Raw genomic sequence first — 12245 nt, 5'->3', positions numbered from 1 at the left:
TGGTTGTCATAAACAGGGGGAACCCCCCTGCCCTATTGGTTATGGACGGTCTTCCAGTGCCAGGATCTGTTTATCAATCGCCTGAAGCTGTGCAGCGAAACGCTTTTCGATTTCGTTACGCAGTGCCTGATAGGCAAGTAGCTTGGTCGAATACAGCGGCAAGCCACCGTAGAATTCAGTTGGGTTACCGGCCGCGCCGTGTGAGTTAGGTTTTGACCAGGCCGGATAAATAGCAATGGTTTCACCTTTGAACGAACCGATCTTGGCAGCGTCGTAGGTAAAGCCAGTAGTTTTACCTGAAGCCGGGATAGCAATATCAGGCTGAACCTGATCAGTAACACGCAGAGCAGCAAGAAGAGTTTTCATGATGATTCCCTTATGTTGTTTGTTTTGTTTACCTGCAATCAGTATCATCCCACTCCACCCGCTGACGAATAGCTAAAACAAAAAAAGCACCAAAAAAGGTGCTTTCTATGCATAGTGGGATTTGCCTTACAACGACAGTTCGTTAATCCTGCCCTCCGGCCGTTTACCCAAGGTCGTCATCTCGCCGAATTCAAAGAGGCCGCAAATCTCTTCCCCGATCGGAGCCACCAGCACGCGCCAGCGACCTGTACCATTCTCACCCCAAAGCTTAACACCAGCAGCGTCCAGCTCTTCTTCTGTGGCGAAGAACTTTGCTCCTTCCAGTTTATCGACAGCGATCAGTAACTGGCTATCTACCGTAAAGCATATCCCGTGCTGGTTCATGAAGAACAAACGACGTTGTGCATCACGGGTAGAGATAATAGTTTCCCCGTTTGGTAGCGGGGTGGCTGAAGTGGTTTTCACACTAATCAACCGCCCTGCTTTCTCCAGTCCACCGATCAGGATACCTACGGCATTGGTCAAATCGCTGTAAGGCGGTAAACCCACCAGCTTTTGGAAAGCCATACGTTCATCGTGTGTTTTCAGCTCCGTAGTGCGAGTATGAATTTTACCATCGTCGTGATCGGCTGCGCCCTGCTCTGCCAGAATTTTTTGCAGCATCAGGTTGCCTGCTGTCCCAGGGTCATTCCACAGTTTCTCGCCCTTCAGTAGGTTTTCGGCAAACAGGCTGCTTGTGGAAAAAGGTGCGGGCACTTTGCCTACAAACTGAAATACCACAGTGATGACACTTTCATACTTTTCCATTACACACCTATTCATTCGTTTTGTTTACCGAATGATACCACTATCTGATCACACGGCGAAACGGCGGAAGCGAGTCGAGAATGTTCTGGCCGTACCGTGTGTTCTTGATGCGAGAGTCCAGTATCGTCACTGCACCTGTATCGGTCTCGGTTCGGATGAGTCGCCCCACAGCCTGGATAAGTTTGATACACGCCTGAGGAACGGTTATTTCTTCAAAGGTGTTACGCCCCGCCTTCTCCATCCACTCAGTCATCGTCTGACTAACCGGATCGCTCGGTACGCTAAATGGCAGCTTGGCAATAATCACGTTATCGCAGTAATCCCCAGGCAGGTCCACGCCTTCACTGAAAGAGGCCATGCCGAAGATAATGCTTGGCTCGCCACGATCAATACGCAGCTTATGACGGGAAACGATTTCCGTTTTCGGCATCGTGGTCTGCATGAGGATGTGCTCTTTGATGTCCTCCGGCATACCCTCACACACCTCTGTCATTTGCTTGCGGGATGAAAACAGCACCAGACATCCTTTACGCCGTAACATCAGCTTAGGCATCAACTCGATCAGCTCATCGGTATGCGCCTCGGCATTCTTTGGGGTACTGCGCATCCTGGGTACGAACAGAACACCGTTGTTCTCGTAGTCGAACGGGCTTCTCGCCAGCAACGTTGGCGTGTCCATTTTCAAACCCGCTTCATTCAGGTAGGCATTGAAGTTGCCCATTGTCCGCAAAGTCGCTGAAGTAATGATCACCCCATAGGCTTCGTTCCACAGCTCTCTATCCAATTGCTCACCAGCATGCACTGGGCTGCTATGAATAATGACCTCGGATTTATTGTCACGCTTGATGTTTACCCAGCGCGCTACCGGTACTGCAAACTCACCTTTCTTCGCCGGGGCAGCAAAACGACTCATCGCTTCAAGCAAGTTTTCTACACGGTTCTTTAAATCACCGATAGCCATTTTGTGGCGGGCATTATCCTCAGCGACAATTTTATCGCCTGCCTCATCAATGATGATTATCATTTTCTCAACCAAACTCTGCATTTGGTTTGCCAGGTACAGCCCGTTTTTAAACAGTGCGCGCACATCATTGGGTACGTCACCTTCAGGGAACCGATAGACGTCAATGTTACCGTGGTCGTTCCGGAAGTTGAGTGAAGATAAAAGAGTTCCGCGAACTGTCATCATCTCGGCAGCCGTGTCCGATGCCAGCGCCACCAGCTTGTAAACGTGGTCATTCATCTTCTCACCGTAAGGGGTCTGCATGTCCATCACCATGTCACTGACGTCACCCAACCAGCGCGCCGTGTTATCCAACGAGGCATTTGCGGCAAAGTGCTCAATGGCCTTACTTGTAAGGTGATGGCCTTCGTCGAAAACGTAGATGGTTTCTTTCGGCGGTGGCAGGATGACACCACCACCCAAAGACAGATCGCTCAAAACGATATCGTGGTTAGCTATCACCACATCGACTTCTTCCAGTCGGCTACGCGCGGCAAAGAAGGGGCAGTTTTTGTAATGCGGGCATTTAATCTTAGGGCACTGGCTGGCGACCGCATTAACTTTGTTCCAGGATTTGTCGGCAAGCTCCAGCGGATATGTATCACGCTCACCATTCCAGTCACCACTTGCGAATTCGTTACCCAGACTCGTCATGTCGTCGCGAACGTAACCATACGCATTATGCTCGGCATCGACGTGCGCATCGTAGCGCAGTCGGCAGAAGTAACGGCCACGACCTTTCGCCATAGCGTATGAAAATTTAAGACCGCCCTGGCTTTGGATTTCCGGCAGGTCTTTAACGACAACTTGCTCCTGAAGCGCCACGGTTGCTGTAGACAGAACGAGAGTCTTTCCCTTTTCCATCGCCAACGGGATCAGCGGCAGGCAGTACCCCAGCGTTTTACCGGTGCCGGTACCGGCTTCAACTACACCGACAATAGGCTTGTCGTTATCTTCGGGAATGTTGGTAATGATGGATGAGCAAAAGCGGATCATGTCTTGTTGACCAGCACGCGGCTTCAGTCCCTTGGATTCCAGGAAGTTGCTGTATGCTTTTGCCGTTTGTTCTTCGGCGGTCAATTTGGTTTTGCTGCTCATCGTTCTATCCCATAGATTTATTATTTACTGATTTAATTTTATCGCACCACCAGCGCTGACAAAGTGACATCCAAAATTAAACCGCCACAAAGGCGGTTTAGTTCACTTACTCCACAAACCAGAGCGAGGCAAGATAGGCGCACCCGGCAATCTTTTGTTCGTGCTTCGGGTCGAAGCTTTTCAGGATAACCACGATATGCGCCAGCGCCCATTTCAGTTCGACACCTTCCTTGGCTGCTGGTGGGCATTCAAGCCCGTGGTAAAACCAACGCTCAATGAATGCAATCCAGGGGTTCTTTCCCTGTTTGAATTCGTCAGGGATGAGATCCCATTTTGGCAGAAACTTTTCAATGTCCGGAGGCCCAAATGCCAGAATGACCTGTGTGATGTTCTCGTTCGGCGTCCACGTCTTCATGATTTTCCTTTCCAGCGTCAGGATTTGGTTTTCAGTGATTCGGCAATTTTGGTGAGCACCGCACGCAGCTGAGTTTCATCGGCGATGATAGCCGGGATGGCGTTCAGGCATTCCTGGGGCAGGTAGATATTACCGAAGAATACCAGCTGATCTTGAGTTGGTTGGAAGCTGCAAATCCACTCCCAATCGTTATTGGTTTCCCAAATACACAGCAACTCGGTACCGTCGTTGTTTTCGGTCGTCAGTTCCAAACCGCGACGCTCGGCAAAGCTATGGGTTGTCTTTGAGATCTGCATTTTTAATCCACGAGTAAGGGCGGTATTGAGTTCTATTATCCAGCAGTTCTACAGTTGACGAAGGGGGATGGAGGTGTTTTTTGTTTTGGCGAACAAGGGGGTGGTTTTTATTGGTTTTTCTTCTGCTTTAGTTGATATTCTATCGTAACACGCTGTTTATTAAGCGATTTTAAACTTTGGTTTTTTTGGCGAAAAAAATGGTTTTTGCTACAGGAAATGAGGGGAGGGGAGGGCTGTAAAGAAAAAGCCACCGGGGTAGGTGGCTTAGAAAAGAACTTACTCACTGTCTTCCTGAAGACTTTTTGTTAGCTTCAGACGTATCAGACGCTCTATGTCTTCGACGACTTTTTGATTGAGCCTGTTAAACTCAAAGCGGACTTTCCGGCCGTTACCACTGTAACTGATTCGTGCATACTGATCCTTGTTCTCGAATGCGACAATATCAGATGTTTTCCATGCAGCGGCGGGCTTCGCTTTATCAGCCATGATTTCCAACATAGTGGCTACTTCTTCCAGGATATCTTTCTGCGTCTCCTGAATATTCTCAACAGGCTTGTCCTTACGGTTGTCTTGGACTTCCTGGCACAGCTCACCAATGTCGATCATTTCCTTCTTCGCCGAACCCTGCACCTTCGCTAAACGGCTATAGAAAGTATTCGGGATACCTTCGCAATCTGGGAACAGAGCGATCAGGCGAGGGTCGATTTGGGCAGCTTGAATCCGCTTACGGACAGACTCGGTACTAATGCCGATATGCTGCGCAAGTTCCTCATTGGTCGTGAAACCATTCTCTTCCATCAGTTTCAAATACTGCATACCAACTTCGCGATACGAGAATTTGCGAGAGCTTTGTGCGGCGCTGATGATAGAGAAGATATCTTCGTTTGAGATATCGTTTGGTAATACCCACAGCGGTAAATCAGCTGATAGCTTTTCACAGCAGTAGCGGCGTCGGCTACCTTCAATGAGTTGATAGATTCCATCTACGCGGACAGCGATACCTTCGGTATCCACCCCTCTTTCCCTGATCTGCTCAAGGATGTCACGCATGGAGTTCTCGTCGAGCGCTTCCTGGTTGCGTGGGTTGAGGGCGTGAACCACTGTTTGCTCAGATACTTTACTGCCAGGAACGACAACATGCTCGGCATCGACTTTACGGCCATCTTTTAAGGTGAATGTTCTCTTAGGTGCGCCTGCACCCCGCAGTGGTGGTAATCCGCTTTTTTGCTCAAAGCCGGTTCGCTTGCCTGCACCCAGATACATATCCTTGCTTGTGCCTCTTTCTACGTCGGTCATTTTTATTTCTCACTTTTCGCCGAAAAACTTTTGATTTCATTAATAAATTGCTGATACACAGAAGTGACTGACATTTCTGCCATGTCAAATTGTTTTGCAGGGCACAGGTCTTCTGACTTCTTGATATCCAAGACGGTGCGGCCTCGTTCGGCCGCAGCAACAAACGCTTCAGAGTGTTTGATGTTCGTAGTCATAAACTTGTCCTGCACAGTTCGCACCAGCTTATTCAGAGTGCGAACTTCGTGCTGGCTTTTATCATCGACATTAACAGCCAGCACCTTCATCCATTTGATGTTTTCACCCCTGGATGGAAGTTGTTGCAGACGAGCGCCGATCGTCAACATGTAGTTCGTCGTGGATGCAAAGTCATATTCACGCGGAGTGATAGGAACGAGAAGGGCGTCGGCGGCTTCGTTCGTAGACCAGATAATTGGTGAGTCCTGCGGTGGGGTGTCGATGAAGATTAGGTCGTAATGCTGTTTCAGCACAGGGATAACAACATCTCTAAAGCGCGTTAAAAGCGTATTGCGCTCTTCCTTGTTCAACCGCCAATAGGTATCAGTAAAACGGTCATCAGTAGGGAAGGCCGTGATGACGTCCATATTTGGCAGGTGAGTGCTAAACGGAATGTTGGCAATGATGTCCGCTTCTGAGTAACCGGCGTTGATGTACTGTGAGAAATCACCCTCAGGCTCGTATTCGGCTAACAGCACATCAGTGATAGTCAGATAGATATCATCTTCGCTGGTGGAGCGGATCAGGTTGTTACCGATAGACCCTTGGGGGTCAAGGTCAATGATGCAGCAACGCGCGTTCAGATTTAAATCCAAAGCTGACGCCAAGGCGATCGTCGCGGTCGTGGTACTTTTGCCTGTACCACCTTTGTGGTTTTCAACGACGATAACCCGAGACTCATACATGTCGGAGTAACGGGGCGCGCCCAACTCATTCATGATGGCCTGCACGTCAAATCGTGTGTAAAGGTGGTTTTTGTTTTGGAAGATAGGCTCACCAATAATTTTCTGATCTTGTAACTCGGTCAGAATTTTAGTGAACGTATTACGTGACTTGCCGAAGAAATCAGCGAGCATCGTTTTGTTCAGGCAATGGTTATAAATGAGTCTATCTAAGCCATCTACCTGCTCATCAGTGACCTTGATGGTATTGGCTTCGGTGATGGATTCTTTCAGAGAAATTTGCTCGGCTTTCATTCGCTGGCCGATGACCAGGATTTGATCAAGAATTGACATAAATAGCCCTCTAATTGTTTTTCATTATTATTAATGCAAATTGAGCGCAAGACAAGGTAAAAGTGCATTGTAATGCATAATTATTAAATATTCGCATCGTGAATGTCAGGGTGGGGGTTGGCGAACAAGGGGGTTGTTTTCACATTTAAAAGATAGGTCACCCCCTCCAATGCACTGGCATTACTGTGTTTGAGAGGGAATGTACGTTTGACGAATTATTGAGTCTGTAACGCAGCGACTTCCGCTCTTGTGGCAAGGCGCTGACTACCAAACAACCCCTTGATCAGAACAGGTTTCTCTTTTTTCCATCCCTTGATGGAGTTCAAGCCAAACGGCTTCGGCTTGTTGTGATTCCAGCTTGCGATAACACTGGTCTCATTGACCTCGACGATCAGGACAGGGTGTACAGACACGGTGGGAATATTCGTGCTCCCCAGTTTGTGGCGAGTGATAGACCATACGGTATCGCCCACCTTCAGTTTGCTAATGACCATAGCAGAGTTCCCGGCAGATAAAATGAAGCCGCCCGCAGGCGGCTGGTGGATGGACGTTAGGAGTTAACCCAGCTGGTGGTTTGCTCCAGCGCGAACTTAACGATGTCACATTGGTAAACGTGCCCCTCGTTAGCATCGTTCGCGATCTTAGCGCCGATAACTTCAGCCACTTCGTAATACCAGATGCCCGGCCCTTCTTTCCCGGTGAAGGTCTCATCGCACTCTTCAACGATGTCGATAGCCAGTTCACGGATCCAATCGGCACATTCGATTTCACCACCACCAGCAACGTTGAAGTCGATACGTTCCTGCGCGGTGTCATCATTCACGATGAGTGGGACGCGGGTTTCGTTGAAGCTGCTGAAGATGAACATCGCGACCAGAGTTGGGTTCAGAGACATGGTGTATCCTCGTTTGTGTTATCAGTTGTTGGACTTCCAGTATCCACCAGCACCAACCGGTGACGAAGGCAAAAGGATGAAAAAAACATATTTATTACCGCTGCATCACTTGAGGGTTACCGCAGTTCCGATATACAGCATGCCGCCGTTCAGGAGTGGTGTTGCTTTAACACCGTACACGGCATTCGCCTCGCCATTTGACGCCTCGGATGCAGCCGCACTTAATTCCTCCAATGCGACGCGAGCTTGCCTTGACGGTATCACTCCCCGCCTATTGGCTTCAAAATTAGCGATGACTTGAACCATCCCATGAATTTTTTGTATGGCATAAATATCAGGAATGAGATCGGTTGTAAGTATCAGCATTGTTCTACCTCACGCGACTTGATTCACTCGCTACGCAGCGGGTGGAACTTCTTTAACGACCAAGATCTCAACTTCAGCGCCCTGTTCCTTTTGCGTTAACTCGACACAGCGCAACGCCGCAGATTTTGCAGAGCACCACGAGTGCGCATACCAGTCACGCTCTCCAGTTCGGCAGGCAACAGCATGGGTAGCTTTCCACGTCAGTTCCGCTTCTTGCACTTTGCCATTTGGCAGTGTGCAGTAAAATTTGCGCAGCCCCTTTTTCATTTGTCACCGTCCTGTTGGGCAATACCCAGAGCTGCGATCTCTTTGCGAATATGGTCAAAGCCAGCCCCAGTATTCACATCATAATCACTGACTACCGCATTCAGCACCTGTACCTGTTCGGCTGGAGTAAGGGCGCGTTCCAGGGAAAGGTCAGAAGCAACATCCGCGACGTTTTCGAGCGTCAGTGTATCGATGGCAATCATCTGGCCTTCTTTGAAATTGCTCATCAGATAATTGATCAGGTACTCACGAGTGCCGAAATTCATACAAATTCCTCAGATTGGGAAATTAGCCCCCGTAACCGGAGGCGATACAATTACGCTCGACGGCAATATGCCTGTCTGAGTTTAAAGGCTTCTTCAGCAAGATTGAATGCCACGTTAGCCGCTTCGCTATCCCTCGGCCCCGATGGACGGTTATTGTCCCAAAGGGTAGATGCCACACCCGTAAGCGCGCTTGCCAAGAGTGAATCGAAAACAGCTTGTACCTCGTCAGAGGTGATGATTATCTCATATCCCATTATTGCCTCGTTATTGGTATAGGGAAGGGGGAGTGACCGCCGGAGCGGTCAGTCGTCAGTCAATTAAGCTGCGAGGAACGTGATCTCATACGAACTCAGTTTATCGTCACGTTCCATGCCTTCAGTCAGCGCGATGATTTCTTGCCAGAGGGCTTTGGTCTTCTCACCGCCACCTTCAACCATGCCATCGACCTTCAGGTAGCGTTCTGGGTGGGTGACGGTCAATCTGCGCTTCACGGGATCCCAGCCACTGTAATGACTGATTTGAATATCGATATCCGCCAGCTTTTCCGGCGCGGTACGTTTGAGGTTAAGCACAGCATCGAAGGTAAAGACAATACGGTCGTTATTGTCTTCGGTGTCGTACCAGACCGTGTAACGAGGCTTCTGACGCACACCGCGACCGGAGCGACCCCAATTGGTCGTGTGCTGACGGATGGATAGCAGGGTACGTTTATGGGAAGTGATACCTGCGTAACGTAACAACTCAGCTAAAGTATGCATCGGTTTTCCTCGTGTTATTTGTTTTGTTTACTCATTAAATTCTCACACGACCCGAACTGCTGACGAAGTGAATCACGATAAAAAATACGCGCCCTTTCATCCCATTCCCCAGGAAAACCAGAGCCAAACTCTTGGCCGCAAAATTGGCAAGCAGACATACCCCGCTCGACGCGCGTTCGGGCAGGGTATCGAGTTTTGAAATGGCTAATCAGTGTAGGGATTTCACCAATAGGCCGTTATCGCGGGCATGTATTAGCAAAGCATTGTGCCGTGACTGTACATCTGCCAAGTCACTTACGCTGCCGTTAGTGATCAGCCAACCATTGGTGCCTGGGGTGCTGTATTGCACCATGCGCTTGCCACCCGCCTGAGTGTAACGGTGTGCGCGCACCTCTATACCCTGAGGAAACATACCTACCCCCTAACTTCGCTCAATGAGGAATTGCATAGCATCATCGTTGCTACGCAGAACAACGTCTTTGTGCTCCACCCACTTGAAAGCACCGTTACTGCATTGGACAGGATCCCTGACAATCAGCGAACCATCAGCGCCAATGACATACTCATACCCAGCTTCTGCAATTGCTAAGCGATAATTGGAAGCCACCAGCATTAACAGTGTGTCGAATACTCCAGAGGCCAAGGCTTTTTTAGCGGCTTGAATGCGTGCCGATGTTCCGGCGTTTGGTTCCAACTGCTGAATACGCGTTGCATCTTCCAGGAGCATTACGATCAGGCCCTTCAGTTCGTCAATCATGGAGGTAACTCTCAATGCAGGGTGCCCCGAAGAGCACCGAGGGTTTTATTCAGGCTTGAAGTCCGAAGGGACGACAACGCGGAAAAAATCGAAGTCCTGCACGGTGGCCTTACGCATGTCATCCGATGGGGTGATCAGCTGCGGCTCCATAGACAGGCACGCACCTAACTGCGGCTTGCTTGCCAGAACGCCTAAGATGTTCGGTTGCTCAGGAAAGGTATAACCAAATGTGTGGCCGTTCTTGACCCAGTATGTACCGTTGATTGCGCTCATCGCTTTTGTCCTTACGCTGGTGGATCAGTGGGTCAGATAATGGTTGATGGCACGCTCAACGAACGAGACCGGCAGACCACTGCCATGCGCCAGGCGCTGAGTGTTAGAACGAACCAGCTCACGCTCATAACCAAAGCTGCTGCTGTAGTGGTACCACAACGTGCGACCTTTCTTGAACAGGTCGGACTCGTTTGCTATGCGCATGAACTGAGCCGGAGTCTGGCTCGGGCGTTTTGGTTTTTGGTTGATAGCGTTCATAGTAATGACCTCGATAACTGTTATTCGTTTTGTTTACTGCCTCTAAAAACAGTATCACCCACGGGTAACCGCTGACGAAGCAAATCGAAGGAAAAAAAGATATTTTTTTGAGAGGGGAGGGCAAAACAGAATGGGGGAGATCCCCCCATAGTTTAGATGGCGTATTACCGTTCGGTAATGCTGGTGGCATTTTGCATTCCGGAAAGTTTCACCCAGGCCATAACTTGTTCTTTGTCCAACTGGCCGCTCAGGGTGATGTAAGCCGGAGCGGCAACCAGGAGCGAATTACCGATAGAGAAATGGACGTTCACATCAACGCGGGACGCCCAAGGTATAGCAAACCAGAACACGGCATCGAATGGGGAGTGGATATTGATGCCATGTATCAGCTTCACTTCCCAGCGAACACCATATTCACCTCTGATGCCACGATAGAGGTGACCACGATCGCAGGCCCAGTCATCACCATCTACGTCACGCCAGATAAGCAGTTTATCATCTACAGCCTTAACGCTAGCCCCATAACGGGATAACAGATTCAGGATGGCCGCTGGTTCCTTAGCGAGGATGCTTTCAAGAACCACTCGCGAATCACCACGAACCTGTGTCACCGTCACAGTATCGTTTTCACCGAACCAAACTTGATGACCACTTTCTGCCAGGTGAGCAATCAGATTTAACATTGTAACTCCATGTGTTAATTATTTTTGTGTTAATAGTTAACCATGACCTTTACCGCTGACGAAGTTAAAAGGACGACAAATTTGGAAGGTGTTAAAACGGGGATTAATTGCAAAGAGATTGGCAAACCACATCATGCTTAGGTCTGCCGATATGAATGGCGCAGCAGATCTCAGTTTTTGCAGTCGAGCTTTTTGACGAGCCAGCGCTGAACCGGGAGGGTCTCTAACTCCATTTCAATGGTACATCTCTGGTCTGCAATGATGGCTTCATAGGTTAACGTGTCTTTAGAAACCGTACCCTGGGAAATGAAAATCTTTGCATTTGCTAAATAATCAAATGCAACCTTGCGAGCGATGTGCTCGTTCTCTTCGTTCAGATGCAGTTTTGGCAACTCACCCTCAGCCGTAGTAGCTTGAGCCAATGTAGGTAACGCAAGGGTCAGCGACAATAAAATAAGCAATCTTTTCATTGGATATTAACCTGTTGGGATTATAATCTGCCGAAGCATATCATTTCTGATATACCTCGGTTCTGTTTTTTTGGGTTATCCGCCAGGGTAAAGCAACTCGAAACGTTGAAGGAAAGCAACGCGGGCTTCCTCCGCCGGGAGAAGTCGTAACCCCATCAAATCCGCTGGTGGATATTTAGCGGGATCCGGAAACGCCTGGGCACCATGTCGGCCGAACATACTCATTTCAGTTGCGAGCATACGCAAATCAGCCACTTTCACCTCCGGCGACTCCACCAGCGGCAAACCATACTTTGCTCGAATAGCGCGATCGACACGACCTTCGATTTCACGGTAGTCCGGCAAGCGCGCTTTAAGAGGGCTGCTCACATCACCGCAGTATGCTTCACTGGCATCATGCATCAAGGCTTCGAACGCAAGATGCGGTTCAACCAAATGGCTGACCAGCACGCAATGCTGAGCCACGCTGTAATGCTGATCCAGGTGACCGGTAAAACGACAGATATTGGACAGAGCCGTCGCGATATCCTCAATATTAATCGCATCAGGGTTGATATCTTGGAACGAAAAACGTTTCCCGCTGTGGGTCAGTATCCAATCCGGGGCGGAGCCTTGTTTTACTTGTACGTGCATAGCTGCCAACAACTGCGCCACCAGCGACCGCTCCAACACAGTCAAATTACCAGACGTATCTGCCTGAAGGAATTCAAGCTGCTGTTTA

The 12245-nt window shown here is 49.3% G+C and carries 21 protein-coding genes; all 21 read right to left on the bottom strand.

Annotated elements, in window-relative coordinates; all coding sequences use genetic code 11:
* Nucleotides 1–39 precede the first annotated feature (39 nt).
* A complete protein-coding gene (locus PSF42_RS18290; protein WP_042847151.1) occupies nt 40–414 on the bottom strand; it encodes a hypothetical protein in 375 nt (124 codons plus the stop codon).
* A 78-nt stretch (nt 415–492) separates the two neighbouring features.
* Nucleotides 493–1173: a hypothetical protein gene (locus PSF42_RS18285; RefSeq protein ID WP_052219373.1), complete on the bottom strand. Its 681-nt coding sequence runs from the start codon at nt 1171–1173 to the stop codon at nt 493–495.
* 40 nt (nt 1174–1213) lie between these two features.
* On the bottom strand, nt 1214–3274 hold the full coding sequence (gene dinG / locus PSF42_RS18280) for an ATP-dependent DNA helicase DinG (RefSeq protein WP_072035186.1): 2061 nt from the start codon (nt 3272–3274) through the stop codon (nt 1214–1216).
* 106 nt (nt 3275–3380) lie between these two features.
* The gene (locus tag PSF42_RS18275) at nt 3381–3689 is read right to left on the bottom strand and encodes a hypothetical protein (RefSeq protein WP_042847153.1); all 309 of its coding nucleotides are present in this window, start codon (nt 3687–3689) and stop codon (nt 3381–3383) included.
* 17 nt (nt 3690–3706) lie between these two features.
* On the bottom strand, nt 3707–3985 hold the full coding sequence (locus PSF42_RS18270; protein WP_166268101.1) for a hypothetical protein: 279 nt from the start codon (nt 3983–3985) through the stop codon (nt 3707–3709).
* Between the two features lie 276 nt (nt 3986–4261).
* Entirely contained in the window at nt 4262–5281 is a 1020-nt protein-coding gene (locus tag PSF42_RS18265) for a ParB family protein (RefSeq protein WP_042847158.1), read from the bottom strand.
* Between the two features lie 2 nt (nt 5282–5283).
* Nucleotides 5284–6531, bottom strand: coding sequence for a ParA family protein (locus PSF42_RS18260; protein WP_042847160.1), 1248 nt, complete (start codon nt 6529–6531; stop codon nt 5284–5286).
* Nucleotides 6532–6746: 215 nt separating this feature from the next.
* Nucleotides 6747–7025, bottom strand: coding sequence for a hypothetical protein (locus tag PSF42_RS18255; RefSeq protein ID WP_042847162.1), 279 nt, complete (start codon nt 7023–7025; stop codon nt 6747–6749).
* Between the two features lie 56 nt (nt 7026–7081).
* A complete protein-coding gene (locus tag PSF42_RS18250; protein ID WP_042847164.1) occupies nt 7082–7426 on the bottom strand; it encodes a hypothetical protein in 345 nt (114 codons plus the stop codon).
* Nucleotides 7427–7531: 105 nt separating this feature from the next.
* Entirely contained in the window at nt 7532–7690 is a 159-nt protein-coding gene (locus tag PSF42_RS18245; RefSeq protein WP_210848815.1) for a hypothetical protein, read from the bottom strand.
* 132 nt (nt 7691–7822) lie between these two features.
* Nucleotides 7823–8059: a hypothetical protein gene (locus PSF42_RS18240; protein WP_042847168.1), complete on the bottom strand. Its 237-nt coding sequence runs from the start codon at nt 8057–8059 to the stop codon at nt 7823–7825.
* Nucleotides 8056–8325 carry a hypothetical protein gene (locus PSF42_RS18235; RefSeq protein WP_042847169.1) on the bottom strand — a complete coding sequence of 90 codons (270 nt, stop codon included), beginning with the start codon at nt 8323–8325 and terminating at the stop codon, nt 8056–8058. The genes PSF42_RS18240 and PSF42_RS18235 overlap by 4 nt, the downstream gene beginning before the upstream one ends.
* A gap of 50 nt (nt 8326–8375) precedes the next feature.
* Nucleotides 8376–8579 (bottom strand): hypothetical protein, encoded by a 204-nt coding sequence (locus PSF42_RS18230; protein ID WP_166268099.1) that lies wholly within the window; start codon nt 8577–8579, stop codon nt 8376–8378.
* 63 nt (nt 8580–8642) lie between these two features.
* Entirely contained in the window at nt 8643–9083 is a 441-nt protein-coding gene (locus tag PSF42_RS18225) for a hypothetical protein (RefSeq protein ID WP_042847174.1), read from the bottom strand.
* Between the two features lie 208 nt (nt 9084–9291).
* Nucleotides 9292–9495: a hypothetical protein gene (locus tag PSF42_RS18220; RefSeq protein WP_042847177.1), complete on the bottom strand. Its 204-nt coding sequence runs from the start codon at nt 9493–9495 to the stop codon at nt 9292–9294.
* Nucleotides 9496–9504: 9 nt separating this feature from the next.
* The gene (locus PSF42_RS18215) at nt 9505–9810 is read right to left on the bottom strand and encodes a hypothetical protein (protein WP_162762190.1); all 306 of its coding nucleotides are present in this window, start codon (nt 9808–9810) and stop codon (nt 9505–9507) included.
* Between the two features lie 75 nt (nt 9811–9885).
* The gene (locus PSF42_RS18210) at nt 9886–10113 is read right to left on the bottom strand and encodes a hypothetical protein (RefSeq protein WP_042847181.1); all 228 of its coding nucleotides are present in this window, start codon (nt 10111–10113) and stop codon (nt 9886–9888) included.
* 24 nt (nt 10114–10137) lie between these two features.
* On the bottom strand, nt 10138–10371 hold the full coding sequence (locus PSF42_RS18205) for a hypothetical protein (protein WP_162762200.1): 234 nt from the start codon (nt 10369–10371) through the stop codon (nt 10138–10140).
* Nucleotides 10372–10535: 164 nt separating this feature from the next.
* Nucleotides 10536–11054: a hypothetical protein gene (locus PSF42_RS18200; RefSeq protein WP_042847185.1), complete on the bottom strand. Its 519-nt coding sequence runs from the start codon at nt 11052–11054 to the stop codon at nt 10536–10538.
* A gap of 170 nt (nt 11055–11224) precedes the next feature.
* The gene (locus PSF42_RS18195; protein WP_042847189.1) at nt 11225–11524 is read right to left on the bottom strand and encodes a hypothetical protein; all 300 of its coding nucleotides are present in this window, start codon (nt 11522–11524) and stop codon (nt 11225–11227) included.
* 75 nt (nt 11525–11599) lie between these two features.
* Nucleotides 11600–12157: a hypothetical protein gene (locus PSF42_RS18190; RefSeq protein ID WP_052219409.1), complete on the bottom strand. Its 558-nt coding sequence runs from the start codon at nt 12155–12157 to the stop codon at nt 11600–11602.
* Nucleotides 12158–12245: the final 88 nt, after the last annotated feature.

It is taken from the genome of Providencia sp. PROV032 (assembly GCF_028484875.1).
Lineage (GTDB): Bacteria > Pseudomonadota > Gammaproteobacteria > Enterobacterales > Enterobacteriaceae > Providencia > Providencia rettgeri_E.
Note: the sequence above shows the minus strand (reverse complement) of the source record. Positions and strands in the feature narration are given on the sequence as shown.